The sequence below is a fragment of the Bacillus silvicola genome (genome assembly GCF_050524305.1).
GTDB lineage: Bacteria > Bacillota > Bacilli > Bacillales > Bacillaceae_G > Bacillus_A > Bacillus_A cereus_AT.
Map to the genome: position 1 here is coordinate 412,309 of NZ_JBNGVC010000012.1, position 16,539 is coordinate 428,847.

Below are 16,539 nucleotides of genomic sequence, written 5' to 3' on the forward strand. Positions count from 1 at the left end.
GAATATATATGTACAAATACATAATTAAAAAACATAAAAAGGAGGAGATAAAATGACTAAAAATAATGAAGCAGGTTGGAATTTAGACAATAGTTATGCTACTTTACCACAATCATTTTATACAGACATCCCCCCTACTCCCGTAAGTTCACCGGAGTTAGTTAAACTAAACCATTCATTAGCAATATCTCTTGGCTTTAATCCGGAAGAATTGAAGAAAGAAGCCGAAATTGCCGTTTTTGCTGGTAATGCACTCCCAGAAGGAGCTCACCCATTAGCTCAAGCATATGCCGGTCATCAATTCGGACATTTTAATATGTTAGGCGACGGTCGTGCTCTTTTAATTGGTGAACAAATTACTCCTTCAGGAAAACGTTTTGACATTCAGCTAAAAGGTTCTGGCCCTACTCCGTATTCACGCCGAGGAGATGGTCGTGCTGCACTCGGTCCGATGCTACGTGAATATATTATTAGCGAAGCAATGTATGCACTTGATATTCCGACTACTCGCAGTTTAGCAGTTGTCACAACAGGCGAACCAACATATCGTGAAACAAAGTTACCTGGAGCAATTTTAACTAGAGTCGCTAGTAGCCATATACGCGTCGGCACATTTCAATATGCTGCAGCCCGCGGATCTATCGAGGATCTTCAATCACTAGCGGACTATACAATAAAAAGACATTATCCAGAAATTGAAGCTCATGAAAACCGATATACTGCATTACTACAAAAAGTTATTAAAGGACAAGCAAGTCTTATCGCAAAATGGCAACTTGTTGGATTTATTCACGGTGTAATGAACACTGACAATATAACAATTAGCGGAGAAACGATCGATTACGGCCCTTGTGCATTTATGGATAGTTACGACCAAGGAACCGTATTCAGCTCTATTGATACACAAGGTCGCTACGCATATGGAAATCAGCCATATATGGCCGCATGGGACCTCGCGCGACTAGCTGAATCTTTAATACCGATCTTACACGAAGATGAAGAAGAAGCATTAAAGATTGCTCAAGACGAAATTTCAAAATTTAGTGTCCAGTATGAAAACCAGTGGTTCATTGGAATGAAAAAGAAATTAGGACTATTTGGCGAAGACGAACAAGACAAAGTGCTTATTGAGCAACTTTTAAAAATGATGGAGAAATATAAAGCGGATTACACAAATACATTCCGTTCTTTAACTCTTGATACGATCGAAAATACAGCTCTATTTGAAAGTCCTGAATTTAAAGAATGGTACAAACTGTGGCAATCTCGATTAGAAAGACAAGAGGAATCGAAAGAAAACGCCTACGAAATGATGAAAAATAATAACCCATCAATCATCCCAAGGAACCACCGTGTAGAAGAAGCACTAGAAGCAGCTGTTACAAATGACGACTATAGCGTAATGGAGAAACTTCTTGAAGCTTTATCAAACCCTTATGCGTATTCTACAGATCAAGAAGAATACTGCATTCCGCCTGCGCCGACGAATCGTCCTTATCGTACTTTTTGTGGAACTTGATTGTTTAATATGTAAAAAGGTGCGTTCATACAAATTGTGTGAACACACCCTTTTTTATACTATCTCCTCTGCTCTTTCTTTACTCCAAAAACAAACTCCACTCCATTTCAATGAGCTTAATCACAACTCTACTATACAAATGTTGAGAAATATAAAACATCATTTCTAAATATTGTTATTTTTGATACTATATTTTATAAGAATATTCAAAAAGCGAGGGGATTTCATGAACGTTCAACTACAAGGTAATGAACAAATTACGAAATTATTTAATGATTGGTATTTAGCTATGCTTAAACAAGATGTGTCTCAGGCGACCAACTTAAAGCATGAAATTGAGGAAAAGGAACTAAACTTTGAAGAAGATGAAAACGTAGCATTATATCATTCCTTACTAGATTTTCGATATAAAGTTTTAGTAGATAGTTTAAGCATTTCAAAACATAGTTTTGATAAGATAGATTCTTATTCAATCTCATCTAACCATTCACTTTCTTACTACTATCATTTATTTAAAGCTATTCATGCTACTTTAACAACAAACTACAATTTAGCTAGCGAGCATTACGAAAATGCTGAAAAGCTACTAGGCAATGTTTCAGATAAACTAGAGGAAGCAGAATTTAATTACCGATTCGCTATCTTTAACCAACATTTTTATAAACCTATTGAAGCAATTCAGCAAGCAACAAAAGCCAGAAATATGTTCATGACTGAAAACGGGTTTGAGATAAAATTAGCACTTTGCGACAATATAATTGGTTCCTCATGTGTATTTTTAAAGCAATATGAACAAGCAGAGGAAAAGTTCAATTCTGCTCTTTCCATTTTACAAAAACTAAACGCAAATGATTTAGTTTTAAGCATTCGTAATAATCTAGGTTGGCTCTATGCAAGTCAAAACCTGTCTTCACTAGCGATTCGACATTTATCAGAGGTGTCAACCAAAATACCTACACACTTTAAATCGCTCTTTTTACAAGCCAGAGAGCATTCTAAACTTGGTGAAATAAACATTGCTGAAAAACTTATCAAAAAAGGATTGGAAGTTTGTACAGAACTAAACAATGATGAATATATACTTCATTTTAAAATTTTAAATTCTCTTAACAATAATGAGACAACTGAAGATCTAGAAAATATTATTCTTGAAGGAATTACGTATTTCGACAAAGAATCTTTATATAACTACACTCAAGAATATTCAGAGAAATTAGCAGTTAAACTTTACGATGAAAATAATCACATAAAAGCAAGTGAGTATTTTCATAAAGCATTACAAGCAAAAGAAAAAACATTTGAGAAAGGGGCATTAAAATGATAAAAAAAATTAGTTCTATCTTATTAGGATTATCTGTTATTGGAATTGTGTCTATTGGGATAAATAGTTCATTTACATATAAAGCAAGTCACGCCGATCTTCCCGCACCACAAAGACCTGACTTTGTTCAATCTGTTGACGTAAGTAAAGACTACAACTCAACAACAGCTGTAAAAGCGCTTTAAAAAACGAAAGACCTTCAATTCAGAAGGTCTTTTTTAAATGCACTTATTGAGTTAATGTAATCGAATATTTCTTCATACAGGGTTTTCCATATGCCTCCGACGGGATTCGAACCCGCACTCCTTTCGTAAGCATAGGCTAAGGGAAACACGCTTCCCTACGGAATTTCACCGACAGGAATTCCACCTGTCTCAGCTTATTTGCTTTTCGGTGCTTCTGAAACCTTCGCCTTGCGACCCGGTGCGACATGTTTTCCGGCGCTCTTCCCTTCTAGAGCTACGGAGGCATTTTCTTTTAAGTAAAAGTATATTTTCTACAAAATTAGCAAATTACCTTTATTTCACAGAACTCATTTTGTTCCTTTCATTAAATCCGCGATTGCTTTACTCCCCTCACTACCAACTTTCTCAAGTTTCTCTACAACTAATTTTCTTCTTTCCGCAGAATGATTTTGACTTAACTTCGCTTTTCCTTCTATTTTATTTATCTTTATTTTAAAGCCCACTATACCTTTACTTAATCCTGCCATATAATTCGAATCCACCTCATTTAGCGAGTAGCTACTCTGTGGATCTTCATATGTATGTACTAAATCTTGAAGAGAATCTATTAATTCCTGTTCATCTTCAACAATTTCTAATTCTCCATATACATGGACCGCAACATAGTTCCATGTCGGTACTGCTTTATTTGTTTCATACCATGACGGGGAGATGTAACTATGTGGTCCTTGAAATATAGCTAGTACTTGTTGGTTCCCACTATCTTTCCACTGTTCATTCGGACGTGCGAAGTGACCATGTAAAGTCAGGGTCTCCCTATTTAGTAACAACGGTAAGTGCGTTGCATATGGTTCTCCATTATGTTGAGAAAATAACGTCGCAAAGCTATTTTGTTCAATTATTTCGTACTTCATCTCTTCATCTTGTATTGCAAAATATTTTGGTATGTACATAATCTCCCTCTTTTCCGATCTTTTATTTCTCATTATATTTAGAAATCGTTTCATTCAACAGTGCCAGTTTGTATTTCTTTTACAATGGCAGCTTTCTATCAAAATAGAACAGGCGGCATATACTCCATGCCGCTTTAGTTTATTTTTTCTAATATATTTGTAATAAATACCGCCTTACCTCCACTATAGCCAGTTCTACTTTTCGACTCTCTTGCTAACTTTTCCTTTAAGCGCCCATATTCAATAGCAACATCGGCATGTTCACGAAGATAATCCCGAAACGCTACATGTCTCCTCAGCTCTTCACTATTCTTATCACACACATATAGATGCTGTTCCATCCAAACTGTATTTTCTTCATTCCACGGAACGAAAGCATCCTTTCTTCCAAACGCCTCTCTTCCTTTAAAGCTCCATTCCGATTGATGATAGTATCCTATCGTTTCAAGTTTTTTTACTACTTCAGGAAAAAATTTATAATCTTCTATTACGATATCAATATCTAATATTGGTTTTGCTGTAAGTCCTTTAATAGATGTACTCCCAACATGTTCAATAGATAAAATGCTGTCTTCCATTACATCGTTAATGAGAGTTTGTAGCTTATTAAATTCACTTTCCCACTTGGTGCTATATTCTTCGATAGTAATTCTCTGTTTCAATATATCCCTCTCCTCAAAAGCAATTACAACCTTTGAATATGAGTATCTTTAAAATCCGTCTCATATTTCAAGCCATATCCAAACATTCGATCCATTCCAATATGCGCTGTCCATATTAAGCCAATCATAATAACAGTATCTACCTTAAAATAGACACCTACTATAGCAATTAATATAGATATAATATACGTGTGACATATATTATAGATTTTAGCACCTATATGATTATTTATCCCATACGCTAACATTGATAAATCTGGAGCTAAAAGGAACAGAAAAAATATAATCCAACTAAATTCATATATTGAATACGCATAAATCGTAGCTACAAAAACAACCAGCTCTTCAAAATGTACAATACGTTTTTGCATTCTTTATCATTCCTATTTTTCTATATTTACCGATAAATTTTCATCACTGAAAGTATTCTTTGCATTTTTTGACCAGATGGTTGCTAAAATCGGCCCTGCAATATTATGCCATACTGCTGCTAATACACTTGGAAGTGCCGCAGCTGGTCCAAAATGTGCGGTTGCTAGCGCAACACCTAATCCTGAATTTTGCATTCCTACTTCTATTGAAATAGCTCTTCTTGTCCCCTCGTCTAGTCCAAGTACGAACGCTGTTATATATCCGAGTAAAAAACCAAATGCATTATGGAGCATAACCGCAATAAAGATAAGAAGTCCTGAAGAAGTAATACTACTTACATTGGCTGAAACCACCGCTGAAACTATAATGATAATTGCTAAAACCGATATTAAAGGGATAACAGTCATTCCTTTCGTAACAGTTTTAGGGAAAAACTTCTTTACTACTAATCCTAAAATAATAGGTATGATAATGACTTGTACGATAGAAAGAAACATAGACATAGGATTAACCGGCATCCATTGTCCTGCAAGTAGTAATAAAATGAGTGGTGTAGCAATTGGTGCTAGTAACGTTGATAATGACGTCATCGCAATAGACAACGCTAAGTTTCCTTTCGCTAAATAAACCATAACATTTGATGCAGTGCCACCCGGTACTGAACCGAGTAACACTAGTCCAGCTGCTAATTCAGCTGGTAACTTCATAACGTAGGCTAGTACGTATGCGGCAAGTGGCATAATAATAAACTGAGCACATACACCGATAATAACTGGCAATGGTTTTGTAGCTATGATTTTGAAATCAACAGCCTTTAATGTTAACCCCATCCCAAACATGACAACTCCGAGTAAAATCGTTATGTAACTATTTAACCCGAGAAATGGAGCGGGAATAAAATACGCAATAGCTGCAATACAAATAACCCAAAATGCAAAATACTTTCCAGCTATATTACTTATCGCTTCTAGTACTTTCACCCGATCAGCCCCTATCCTTTAATTCAAACACCTTATTCGGATTCAAAATATTTTGCGGATCAAGAGCTTTCTTTATTTTTTCCATTACGATTAATGCCGCCCCATGTTCTTCTTCTTGATACTTCCGTTTTCCGATTCCAACGCCATGTTCTCCCGTACACGTTCCACCTCGTTTAAGAGCATATAAAACGATACTTTCATTTATTTCGTCGCCCTTTTTCACTTCTTCTTTATCGTTTGGATCTATCATTAAGAGCACGTGGAAATTTCCGTCTCCTACATGGCCAAGAATACCACCAACAAGACCTACTTTATCTAATGTCTCTTTCGCATGTTGGATTGCGCCAGCTAATTCTGAAATTGGTACACATACGTCTGTACTCATAAGCTTTTTACCAGGATAGCTATGAACGTAAGAGTATGCTAGATTATGCCGTGCATCCCATAATTTATTTCTCGCCGCAGTTTCTGTTTCAAAAGCAACTTCTTTACATCTATGATCAAAAACAATTTCCTTAGTAAATTCAATATCTTGCTTAAGCCCTGCTTCATTACCGTGAAACTCTAAAAACAGTGTAGGTTCTTCTCTGTAACTTGTTTCATTATAATGATTTACTTGTTTCATAGATAATTCATCTACAAGTTCAATTCTTGCAATTGGAATACCCGCTTGTAATATATTAATGACAGCTTCTACTGCATCATTTATAGTTGGAAACGATGCTCTCGTAGCCATAACATGTTCTGGTATGCCGTATACTTTTAAAGTTAGCTCTGTAAAGCATCCGAGCGTCCCTTCTGATCCTACGAAAACACCATTTAAATGGTAACCTGATGATGACTTCGCTGCTAAATTTCCAGTATGTATTACTTCTCCATCAGCAAGAACGACTTCTAAATCACGAACTTGATCACGCATTACCCCGTATTTAACTGCTGTCGTTCCGCTCGCATTTGTGGCAGCCATTCCACCTAACGTTGCATCTGCACCTGGATCTACACTAAAAAACAAACCGTATTTCTTCAATTCTTTATTAAGCTGAGAGCGAGTTACTCCCGGCTGTACTCTCACAAGAAAATCTTTCTCTCTTATTTCGAGTATTTTATTCATAAGAGAGAAATCCATTGTAATTCCTTTTTCATATGGAATAACGTGTCCTTCTAAACTAGAGCCTACCCCAAAAGGAACGACAGGTTTTTTATGCTCACCCGCCACTTTCATTATTCTACTAACCTCTTCAGTCGTTTTCGGAAAAACAACTACATCAGGTAAACTACTAGTATGATAAGATTCATCTTTACTATGTAACTCTCTTACTGTCGTATTCACAACTACTCGATTTTCGGGAAGTACACCCTTTAGTTCATTTACTAAACGTTCTACTGTTATCTCCATCGTACACACTCCTACTTTCTATAAATTAGAATTACAAAATATGTTAAGGGTTTTATACATAATAATCCGAAAAGTTAAATAATTCAAGTTTTACATATTTGAAATTCGTTTCCTACTGTCGAATAAACAAAAAGAACTTGCAATAATTATTGCAAGTTCTTTGCTATAAGACTATATTTTAAATGACTTCTTTATTAACAACATAAACCAAATTAAAGTAACCGCCATCAACGAATGAGAAAACCCAACAATATAAGTTAACCCTTTGAAATCCGCTCCATTTAACTGAAGAAGCCCTCTCGCTGCTAACGAACCTAACATTAAAATTAATGCGATATTATGTACAACAAACCACTTATTAAAACTTTTCGCTTCATGAAACGCGAATACTTTTGCTAATCCTAAAGCAATTAAGAAGAAGAAAAAGCCAAGTACAAGTGTATGTGTATGCAAAAGATTTAACAAAGTAGATCCTACAATCCCCTTATACTTTCCATACTCCCTAGCGAAAATTCCTGATAATAAACCGATAATCAAATACGTAAACGATGCATTATATAATTTTTTCATTATGTACCTCCTTGAGTAGAATGTGTAGTGTGTCATATTTAGTAATAATGATAGTTATATAGTAAAAACTCCTAGTCACCTAGGAGTCATTGTATAAGCATCTCACTCTTTACAATCAATTCTAATTATAAAATATCTCTTTATACAAAACAAACGAACTTTATGTGAACAATCAGGACTATTTTAAAATATGTTGCGATTTTGTATTACACAATCCATACTAATTATTATAAATGTTAAAGGTGGTGCAATAGCTTGATAGTTCTTGAAACTGAACGCCTCGTTCTTCGCTGGTTTGATATAAAAGATGCTCCATTTATTCTTAAATTAGTAAATGATCCTGCATGGATTCAGTATATCGGTGATAAAAGGATCAAAAACTTAGAAGATGCAAAAAAATACATCTTAAACGGACCTGTTGATATGTATAATAAAATGGGCTTTGGCCTTTACTTAGTTGAACGAAAAGAAGATTTCACTCCACTCGGTATGTGTGGTCTTATTAAAAGGGATTCATTAGAAGATGTTGATATTGGCTTTGCCTTTTTAGAAGAATTCCGTTCAAAAGGATATGGCTACGAGTCAGCTTCCGCTGTAATAGACTACGGTGTACAGAACCTAGGTATGAAACGAATAGTAGCAATTACTTCTATAGATAACATCGCCTCAGGAAATCTTTTAGAAAAAGTAGGATTGCAGTTCGAAAAGATAATTTCAGACTCAGGAGAAGATTTAAAGTTATTCGGGTATAACGCGTAAAAAAGGTTCGCCATAAAGGGCGAACCTTTTTTACTAATTTTATAATAATATGTTACGTTACATGATAGTTCGCGTTAGTTCTTGTAATTGCCAATACCCCTTTCATATCACATTTTTGGTACTTTATAGAAATAACTCTTCCGCTTATAAATATATTATATTAATATATTAAATAAAGGGAGTGAGAATAAATGGAACAACATGATATTAATTCTTTAGAACAACCACTTTTTTCTAATTCTTCAATTCATTGCATTTATATTAATCATTTTTATCTTATAGGGGTCCTGCCGCATGCCCATCAACTTAAGACTTTTTACTACCCCCAAGTACAAAAAAACGTTATTCTTTCTTAATAATCTATGAGAAAGGGTGACGTTTTTTATGAATCTCTCGATTCAAGAGGAGTTACAACCATTTGCAGAAGAATTACAGCGCTATATCACACCTGGATTTTTGGAAGAACTAGCAAGAGAGATTAAGTTTATAAAGCGAAAACGCAAGTTTTCAGGATCAGATTTAGCTACCATTTGTATTTGGATTAGCCAACGGGTGGCCAGTGATCCTTTAGTCCGATTATGTAGTAGACTTCATGCAGCTACAGGTACTTTACTCAGCCCAGAGGGCTTAAATAAACGATTTACTGCAAAATCAGTGTTATTTTTAAAGCATGTCTTTTCGTTATTGTTACAACAAAAAATCTGTGAGCAGACTCACATTTCTAACCAACTTTTTGCTCATTTTAAACGCATTCGCATCATGGATGCCACTATGTTTCAAGTACCCCATACTTTGGAACATATATATCCTGGTTCAGGTGGCTGCGCTCAAACAGCTGGGATCAAAATTCAATTAGAATATGATTTACATAGTGGGCAATTTCTTAATTTTCAAGTGGGACCTGGAAAAAATAATGATAAAACATTCGGAACAGAATGTTTAGATACGTTACGGCCAGGCGATTTATGTATTCGTGATTTAGGGTATTTTTCATTAGAGGATTTAGATCAAATGGATCAACGTGGTACGTATTATATTTCGAGGTTAAAGTTAAATACGAACGTATATGTAAAAAATCCAAATCCGGAATATTTTAAAAATGGTTCCATTAAAAAACAATCAGAATACATACAAATCAATGTCATACAGATTTTGAATCAACTCCAACCAGGCGAAACGATAGAATATCAGCAAGCTTATATTGGGGATAAACAGCAGCTATTTTCACGTCTCATTTTTCATCGTTTAACAGAGGCACAATTAAAAAAACGTCTAGAGAAAATTGCAGAAAAAGAAAAGTCAAAACACAAAACCTATTCAGATAAAAGTAAATTAGCAGCGGGATTAAATGTATATGTGACAAATGCACCTTGGGAATGGGTTCCGATGGAACAAGTACATGAATTATATACATTGCGTTGGCAGATAGAAATTGTTTTTAAAACGTGGAAATCATTGTTTGATATTAATCATTGTCGTACCGTCAAACAAGAAAGAATAGAGTGCCATTTATACGGGAAACTCATCGCTATTTTTTTATGTTCTTCTACGATGTTTAAAATGCGCCAACTTGTGTTACAAAAGAAGCAAAAAGAATTAAGTGAATATAAAGCGATTGGAATGATCCAAGATCATCTGTTTCTCCTCTATCAAGCCATAGGGAAAAGCACCCAAGAGATAACAAAGCTTCTGATCCGCCTGTTCCACCTTCTAGAGAAAAACGGGCGGAAATCTCATCGATATGAGAAGAAAACTGTCTTTGATATCATGGGTGTTATCTATGAGTATAGTGGATGTAGCAAGCAAAAGAAAGCTGCATAAGAAAAAAATGAAACCCGTTAGGGTTTATTTCGTGTGCTTATTTTTAATAACTTGTCCCCATTTTGGGAGATTTTAGTTCAATTGAACAAAAGTTAATTTTGTATCCATCCTTAAGTTGATGGGCATGGGGTCCTGCCGACAAAACGCGGAAATTATACGCTAAGAAAGATTTTGAAAGAAAAACCCTTGATTTGTCTACGCTAAGCAGAAAATCAAGGGCTTCATTTATGTTCTAAGGGGCGTAATGATCGAATAGAATGGGAACTGTTAATATCGAATTTATATTGACCTAAGAAATTTATATGCTCCCAACCTAAAGGTGAAATATGGGCAAGTAAAGACTCCTGATGTTTTCCTACTTCCATCATATGCTCAATCGCTCGGGATAAATATACGGTATTCCAAATGCTAATTGCATTTATAATAAGATTTAATGCACTGGCACGCTGTAATTGGTCTTGCAGTGCACGCTCTCGAAGTTCACCATGTTTTCCAAAGAAAATAGCTCTTGCTAAGGCATTCATTGCTTCTCCTTTATTTAATCCCTTTTGAATGCGCCGGCGTAACGTTTCACTAGAAATATAGTCTAAAATAAATAAAGTTTTTTCAACTCGTCCCATTTCTCTTATCGCTTTTGCAAGACTATTCTGCCTAGAATAAGAACCAATCTTCCCCATAATAAGAGACGCAGACGCTGTTCCTTCCCGAACGGAATGTGCTAACCTTAACACATCATCGTAATTCTCTTGAATGACTTTTTTATGAATCCTTCCGCGTAACAATTTCTCCATATCAGGATATTGTTCAGGCTTTTCAAATGTGTAGAGTTTCGAGTCCAAAATATCTCTTAATCTTGGGGCAAAGCGATACCCTAGCAAATGAGTAAGACCGAATACTTGATCTGCATATCCAGCTGTATCAGTATAATGCTCTTCAATATGTAAATCTGTTTCGTGATGTAGTAAACCATCAATGACATGAACGGCATCCCTAGCATTCGTATTAATCACTTTTGTATAAAAGCTAGAGAATTGATCACTCACAAAGCGATAAATGGTAGCACCTTTACCTGTTCCGTAATGTGGATTTTCGTCTGCATGTAAAGATGAAACCCCAATTTGCATGCGCATCCCATCTGAAGACGAAGTGGTACCATCTCCCCAATAAGAAGCTAAATCTAGTTGGTGCTGGTAATTTACTAATGTTGCTTGTGCCTTATTCATTGAATCTTCATACAAACGCCACTGTGATGCAGTAGACATTTTGCCTGTAAGAAATTCCGTCTGTTGCCTCGGCCATTTTAGTTAGTCCTACGTTTGTCCCCATAGCCATAATTGCGGCCATGATTGCAGGCTTTTCTTCTTCTTTTGGAGGTTGTAACGTTGAAGCATGAAGAAATTGTTTTTCAAATCCGGTCCATTCGGATACTTCCATAAGTAAATCTGTTAATTTCACACGTGGTAATAGTTGATAAAGTGATAAACTGTAATTTCGTGCTGCATCAGGTACATTTTTCTCTAACCGTTGGATATGAAGATATCCGTTTTCAAAGTTCACACCTTCTATGTCTGAAATGTTCGCTGTAATCCAAGTTAATCGTTTTTGTAGCGATTCCATTCGCTCAAATAAGTAATCTTCAACCGATGGAGGTACAACTAGTCTATTATTATACTTCTCTTTTTCCCACTGATCTTTTGATATCAAATACTCTTCAAAATCTTGATGTTGTCGGCTCCCTGTGATAGAAACATTACCTGAACGAACAAGGTTTCTAAGTTCTGTGAGGACGGCCATTTCATAATAATGTCTATCTATACTTCCATCATCACTAAATACATGCTTCTTCCATCGATTAGGAACAAAATTTAACGGTGCATCTTCTGGAATTTTTCGTTTACTGTGTCTATTCATCTCTTTAATGGTATCAATTGCTTGTAGCAACGGCTCCCCTGATTTAGTTGAAGTAAATTCTAAGACATCTAATAAGGTTGGTGTATATTTGCGTAGATAAGTAAAACGATTCTTGAGTAAATCCAAGTAGTCATAATCCATAGGTCTAGATAATTGTTTGGCCTCCTCAATGGAGTTTACAACATCTTCCCAAGGCATTATAGATTCTAAGGCTGCATATGGATCTTTTCCTTGCTCTCTTGCTTCGATAAGGGCTGCACCTAGGTCAGCAAAGTGAATGACCTTTTCATTTACTGCTTTCCCATTTAATTTTTGAATTTCTTCTTGAGCTTTTCTTCCTTTTGATAGCAGTAAGGTAATTTGTCGATCGTGAATTTCAAACGCTTGATCTACAAGGTTTTGACTGAGATGTAAGAGATGTATGATTAAAAGTGCAAATTTCTTATTCTCTTTAAATCTACGAAATGAACGTGGTTCATATTTAGAGCCTAATCGAGATAATTGTAGTAAGAGATGGTTCTATCACATATCATAACGCAATAACCGAAGCACACCCAGAAGCTGTACAAGTAAGCGATCGCTTCCACATTTTAAAAAATCTAACAGATTATGCGTCTGATGTATTAAAGAAGGAACTAAAGAACTCCGTAAAAATCCCTGTGGATGAATCTAAATGTGAGGAAACTTGTACGCAACAAGATAATATCCCGCAAAGCAATATCAATCGTAAACTAACTATTAAGGAAAAGTACGAACGTGCACTTCAATATAAAGCTGATGGGAACAGTAAAAGCTGGATATGTAGCCAGCTAAATATGGACGTTCGGACATATGACAAATTAATACGTCTATCAGAAGAGGAAAAGCAGAAAAAATTTAAAAAGCAAGCAACGATTATTCACGAAGAAAAGGTACAAAGGAAAATGAACGATATAAATGAAGTACGAGAGTTAAAGAAGCTTGGGCTTAGTAATAAGGAAATATCCCGTAGAACGGGCTTTGATCGTAGAACGATAAAGCGGTATTTGGATGAAGACTTCACGCCGGTACATGCTTCTTATGGAAAAAAACGGAGTAGTAAACTGGATCCTTACAAAGAGGAGATTAAAGATTTATTCGAGCGAGGGCTAATGAGTTCGAAAATAGAAAAAATAATCCAGGAAAAGGGTTATAACGGCTCATCATCTAACTTGCGAAAATATGTACATGAATTAAAGCAGAGGAAGAGAGAGCGCTCAAACCTTTAGTGAATCAGATACTCCAACCGAAACCATAAAACGTTCAAATATCTTAAAACTTCTTTACAAGCCACTGGAAAAGGTAGAAGCTATTACACAAGAGCAATTTGAACGTGTTTGTGAAGAACACCCTATTGTAAAAATAGTTTATGACTTAACATGGGAGTTTAAAAACATCTTCACCACAAAGAGTGTTGAGAATCTCGACCATTGTATTGAGAAAATTAAGAATACTAATACACAAGAGTTTAAGAGCTTTACGAATGGATTAGCCCGGGATATTGAAGCTGTCAGAAATGCGGTAACTTATGAGAATAATAATGGTCTTGCCGAAGGGAGCATAAACAAGTTAAAGCTTATTAAAAGAATCATGTATGGTCGATGCAAATTCTCCACATTGCGGACAAATATTCTACTTTTGGAGAGAATGAGACTTTTCAACTACCTCCGGGAAGAACCATTTTTTACTTGCCAAATACATTCATCAGTCCCGTTTGACAAAGAGCCTTTGTCTCTGCTGCATTTTGCTATTTCATTTCGTTCGTTAACATACTTTGTTGTAGTCATTTATGAACTTTTCTTCTATAATCCTCTTTTAAAAAATATATGTAAATATAATAAAAAACGAATGATTAATAGAAATATTCTACGCCACTCGTTTTTTATCGGACTTCTTTTTACTGTACTTTTATTTTCTTTATGAGTTATTAGAAAAATAATTGTCTATATAAGTCTTTATTTTTTCAAAATCCTTTTCCATAAATAAGATTGCTGGTACTTCAATTATTGGAAGATTATTTTCATTATCAAAAGGTGGACACGGTTTGGGAACTACCAAATAGTCAACTGAGTTTTTATCCCTAATATAATTAATCGAAACATCATAATACTTAGAAAAATATTCCTTCAAATCATCCTGATTCCTTAAAAATGGTAGAGAAAATATTGAACCATAATTTATACCAGCGTCGACAATTAATACAAAGCATATTTTTTTCATGATACACCCTCCTCGTATAATAAGTTTTAAGTTAATAACTGTTCCTTGAAAATTAAATAGTTTTTATCTTCAAGAGCTACATCAAAAAATGATGTATGGGTAAAATTTAGTCTTGGATACTGGGGAATTTCCCCAGATAATGGAAGTATAGAAATGGATCCATCAGGAATATGCTTACTCCTCCTGTAGTTCGACCACGTTAAAAGACTGTGACCCAGACCAAAATACACTGCATACGCACAAGCTGTATCGGTTTCCTTCACTTACCTCTCATAGTGGTGGGAGGGCAGCTTAGGTGAAGGCAATCATTGAATACTCATACGCGAGGTTGTGGCTATGTTTTGGACTCTAGGGAGATCCCACAGTATCCAAGCTCATTCCAAATACTATTCAAAGAAAGGAGGTCCTTTCCATGAGATTATTCGTAGCTATTGATGTAAGCTCTGAAAAACTTGATGTATGTTTTCTTGACAGTCATGACACTTGTTTTCGTAATCCGAAATTAGCTTTAGCTTCTAGAAGAAACTATATGGTCAGCTCATATCCTGTCGGTATCTTGAGTGTTGATTTTACATGGAACGACTTTACTTAGGCGAAAAGTCTAAACTTTTTTACGGATCTAATCGGCTTTATATTTGAGAGATATTGTCTTATCGTGTTTTTTATGACATTTAGTTGGTGGCCCCGTGGTGTAATTAGAAAAAGGTAACACTGATAAAAACAGGTTTCCTTTTTCTTTATATTCAATTAAATTATATCATTATTTTACATAAATTTACAGACTTTGTTTTTTTATTTTATTGGTAAACTTATGCTTAGCATGAATTGGAGGGATATATATGATAGATTATAGAATAATTTCAAGAGAAAACTATTCAAATAAGATTGGAGAGCTTGTAACAATGCTTGAACATACAAGAGATGTTACATTGAGCGAAATCTCCAATTTAAACCAAAGTGATTTAGATTTCTTACCAAACGGTAATTCAAACACTATTGGTTCTCTCTTATCACATATTGCAGCGATGGAGTTTGTTCATCAAGCTATCTCGTTTGAAAAAAGAGATTTAACTGAAAGTGAATATCTAAAGTGGTGAATTTCTTTAGAACTTGGAGACAAAGCAAGGGAAGGAATAAAAAAGCAATCTTTAGATTATTATTTGAATGAATTATCACAAGTTAGAGAAAATACACTAACATATCTGAAATCAAAACAAGATAGCTGGTTATTCGAGGAAAACAAGTGGGATAATGGTGTGCCTTATAATAATTACTACTTGTGGTTTCACGTTATGGAAGACGAAATTAATCATCGTGGACAAATAAGAACAATTAAGCGATTGATGGGAATGAATAAATAAATCTTATTCAACCAAAGGGTGCTTTACTTGAGAAAGTCACTAGAAGAATCAAATGATAACTATGAACTGCCCCCAATTGCTAGGTTTTGTTTAACAATTGGGGGCAGTTCATTTATAGCGCATAGGTAATCAGCTTTTTGTTAATCATGAGGTAGATATTTTTAACTAAAAAACCAATAATGGAAATATATTACAGCTTATGACCCATTTTTACACGTATCTCGGCTGAACCCCTGATAGGCTTTATGTTCATAAAGATTATCAAGGGAAAGGTATAGCTTCAGCTCTTGTTGATATGCTTGAGTTAGAGGCAAAAAGATTAAACTTTTTAGAGATTATCACAGAGGCCAGTATTACTGCCAAGTCATTCTTTAAACACAAAGGGTACCAAGTAATCTGTTCACAAATTATAGAACGTAAGGGCATTAAATTAACTAATTATCGAATGGCTAAAAAGATAATAGCATAATTTCGCTCTACTACTAGCTATA

The 16,539-nt window shown here is 35.1% G+C and carries 15 protein-coding genes and 3 pseudogenes; 10 read left to right on the forward strand and 8 right to left on the reverse strand.

What is annotated here, in order from left to right; translation table 11 throughout:
* Window positions 1–52: 52 nt before the first annotated feature.
* The 3 genes from ACP6L7_RS13985 to ACP6L7_RS13995 all read left to right on the forward strand — a co-directional run bounded on the left by ACP6L7_RS13985 (window position 53) and on the right by ACP6L7_RS13995 (window position 3,025).
* Entirely contained in the window at window positions 53–1,519 is a 1,467-nt protein-coding gene (locus ACP6L7_RS13985; RefSeq protein ID WP_097832538.1) for a protein adenylyltransferase SelO, read from the forward strand.
* 226 nt (window positions 1,520–1,745) lie between these two features.
* Entirely contained in the window at window positions 1,746–2,840 is a 1,095-nt protein-coding gene (locus ACP6L7_RS13990; protein WP_097832537.1) for a Rap family tetratricopeptide repeat protein, read from the forward strand.
* Window positions 2,837–3,025, forward strand: coding sequence for a Phr family secreted Rap phosphatase inhibitor (locus ACP6L7_RS13995; RefSeq protein WP_000592005.1), 189 nt, complete (start codon window positions 2,837–2,839; stop codon window positions 3,023–3,025). Before ACP6L7_RS13990 ends, ACP6L7_RS13995 begins: the two co-directional genes overlap by 4 nt.
* Window positions 3,026–3,372: 347 nt before the next feature.
* On the opposite strand, the gene ACP6L7_RS14000 is transcribed toward ACP6L7_RS13995, so the two are convergent.
* The 6 genes from ACP6L7_RS14000 to ACP6L7_RS14025 all read right to left on the reverse strand — a co-directional run bounded on the left by ACP6L7_RS14000 (window position 3,373) and on the right by ACP6L7_RS14025 (window position 7,958).
* Window positions 3,373–3,978, reverse strand: coding sequence for an FMN-binding negative transcriptional regulator (locus ACP6L7_RS14000; protein ID WP_097832536.1), 606 nt, complete (start codon window positions 3,976–3,978; stop codon window positions 3,373–3,375).
* 134 nt (window positions 3,979–4,112) lie between these two features.
* On the reverse strand, window positions 4,113–4,640 hold the full coding sequence (locus ACP6L7_RS14005) for a GrpB family protein (RefSeq protein WP_097832535.1): 528 nt from the start codon (window positions 4,638–4,640) through the stop codon (window positions 4,113–4,115).
* A gap of 23 nt (window positions 4,641–4,663) precedes the next feature.
* Complete coding sequence (locus ACP6L7_RS14010; protein WP_097832534.1) at window positions 4,664–5,011, reverse strand: DUF4260 domain-containing protein; 348 nt, start codon at window positions 5,009–5,011, stop codon at window positions 4,664–4,666.
* 12 nt (window positions 5,012–5,023) lie between these two features.
* On the reverse strand, window positions 5,024–5,992 hold the full coding sequence (locus ACP6L7_RS14015; protein WP_097832533.1) for a bile acid:sodium symporter family protein: 969 nt from the start codon (window positions 5,990–5,992) through the stop codon (window positions 5,024–5,026).
* Between the two features lie 4 nt (window positions 5,993–5,996).
* Window positions 5,997–7,388, reverse strand: coding sequence for an FAD-binding oxidoreductase (locus tag ACP6L7_RS14020; protein ID WP_097832532.1), 1,392 nt, complete (start codon window positions 7,386–7,388; stop codon window positions 5,997–5,999).
* Window positions 7,389–7,559: 171 nt separating this feature from the next.
* Window positions 7,560–7,958, reverse strand: coding sequence for a DUF2871 family protein (locus ACP6L7_RS14025; protein ID WP_000737904.1), 399 nt, complete (start codon window positions 7,956–7,958; stop codon window positions 7,560–7,562).
* A gap of 255 nt (window positions 7,959–8,213) precedes the next feature.
* On the opposite strand from ACP6L7_RS14025, the gene ACP6L7_RS14030 reads away from it, so the two are divergent.
* Together ACP6L7_RS14030 and ACP6L7_RS14035 are read left to right on the forward strand one after the other, a co-directional pair.
* The gene (locus ACP6L7_RS14030; protein WP_088097216.1) at window positions 8,214–8,717 is read left to right on the forward strand and encodes a GNAT family N-acetyltransferase; all 504 of its coding nucleotides are present in this window, start codon (window positions 8,214–8,216) and stop codon (window positions 8,715–8,717) included.
* A 384-nt stretch (window positions 8,718–9,101) separates the two neighbouring features.
* A complete protein-coding gene (locus ACP6L7_RS14035) occupies window positions 9,102–10,538 on the forward strand; it encodes an IS4 family transposase (protein WP_430529099.1) in 1,437 nt (478 codons plus the stop codon).
* A gap of 221 nt (window positions 10,539–10,759) precedes the next feature.
* Here the strand turns inward: ACP6L7_RS14035 and ACP6L7_RS14040 are convergent.
* A pseudogene (locus ACP6L7_RS14040) lies at window positions 10,760–12,959 on the reverse strand (Tn3 family transposase); the annotation flags it as partial.
* Between the two features lie 29 nt (window positions 12,960–12,988).
* Between ACP6L7_RS14040 and ACP6L7_RS14045 the strand changes: the two are divergent.
* Both ACP6L7_RS14045 and ACP6L7_RS14050 read left to right on the forward strand, forming a co-directional pair.
* On the forward strand, window positions 12,989–13,696 hold the full coding sequence (locus tag ACP6L7_RS14045) for a hypothetical protein (protein ID WP_373605119.1): 708 nt from the start codon (window positions 12,989–12,991) through the stop codon (window positions 13,694–13,696).
* Between the two features lie 25 nt (window positions 13,697–13,721).
* A complete protein-coding gene (locus ACP6L7_RS14050; RefSeq protein WP_097832530.1) occupies window positions 13,722–14,390 on the forward strand; it encodes a transposase in 669 nt (222 codons plus the stop codon).
* On the opposite strand, the gene ACP6L7_RS14055 is transcribed toward ACP6L7_RS14050, so the two are convergent.
* On the reverse strand, window positions 14,385–14,687 hold the full coding sequence (locus tag ACP6L7_RS14055) for a hypothetical protein (protein WP_000717614.1): 303 nt from the start codon (window positions 14,685–14,687) through the stop codon (window positions 14,385–14,387). The genes ACP6L7_RS14050 and ACP6L7_RS14055 overlap by 6 nt on opposite strands.
* A gap of 412 nt (window positions 14,688–15,099) precedes the next feature.
* Between ACP6L7_RS14055 and ACP6L7_RS14060 the strand changes: the two genes are divergently transcribed.
* The 3 genes and pseudogenes from ACP6L7_RS14060 to ACP6L7_RS14070 all read left to right on the forward strand — a co-directional run.
* Complete coding sequence (locus ACP6L7_RS14060; protein ID WP_097832529.1) at window positions 15,100–15,279, forward strand: hypothetical protein; 180 nt, start codon at window positions 15,100–15,102, stop codon at window positions 15,277–15,279.
* Window positions 15,280–15,526: 247 nt separating this feature from the next.
* Window positions 15,527–16,048, forward strand: a pseudogene (locus ACP6L7_RS14065) (DinB family protein).
* Window positions 16,049–16,283: 235 nt separating this feature from the next.
* Window positions 16,284–16,517, forward strand: a pseudogene (locus tag ACP6L7_RS14070) (GNAT family N-acetyltransferase); the annotation flags it as partial.
* Between the last annotated feature and the right edge of the window lie 22 nt (window positions 16,518–16,539).

Coding starts and splice junctions, on each gene's coding strand:
- ACP6L7_RS13985 (WP_097832538.1), top strand. CDS start 53: ATGACTAAAAATAATGAAGCAGGTTGGAATTTAGACAATAGTTATGCT.
- ACP6L7_RS13990 (WP_097832537.1), top strand. CDS start 1,746: ATGAACGTTCAACTACAAGGTAATGAACAAATTACGAAATTATTTAAT.
- ACP6L7_RS13995 (WP_000592005.1), top strand. CDS start 2,837: ATGATAAAAAAAATTAGTTCTATCTTATTAGGATTATCTGTTATTGGA.
- ACP6L7_RS14000 (WP_097832536.1), bottom strand. CDS start 3,978: ATGTACATACCAAAATATTTTGCAATACAAGATGAAGAGATGAAGTAC.
- ACP6L7_RS14010 (WP_097832534.1), bottom strand. CDS start 5,011: ATGCAAAAACGTATTGTACATTTTGAAGAGCTGGTTGTTTTTGTAGCT.
- ACP6L7_RS14020 (WP_097832532.1), bottom strand. CDS start 7,388: ATGGAGATAACAGTAGAACGTTTAGTAAATGAACTAAAGGGTGTACTT.
- ACP6L7_RS14025 (WP_000737904.1), bottom strand. CDS start 7,958: ATGAAAAAATTATATAATGCATCGTTTACGTATTTGATTATCGGTTTA.
- ACP6L7_RS14035 (WP_430529099.1), top strand. CDS start 9,102: ATGAATCTCTCGATTCAAGAGGAGTTACAACCATTTGCAGAAGAATTA.
- ACP6L7_RS14055 (WP_000717614.1), bottom strand. CDS start 14,687: ATGAAAAAAATATGCTTTGTATTAATTGTCGACGCTGGTATAAATTAT.
- ACP6L7_RS14060 (WP_097832529.1), top strand. CDS start 15,100: ATGAGATTATTCGTAGCTATTGATGTAAGCTCTGAAAAACTTGATGTA.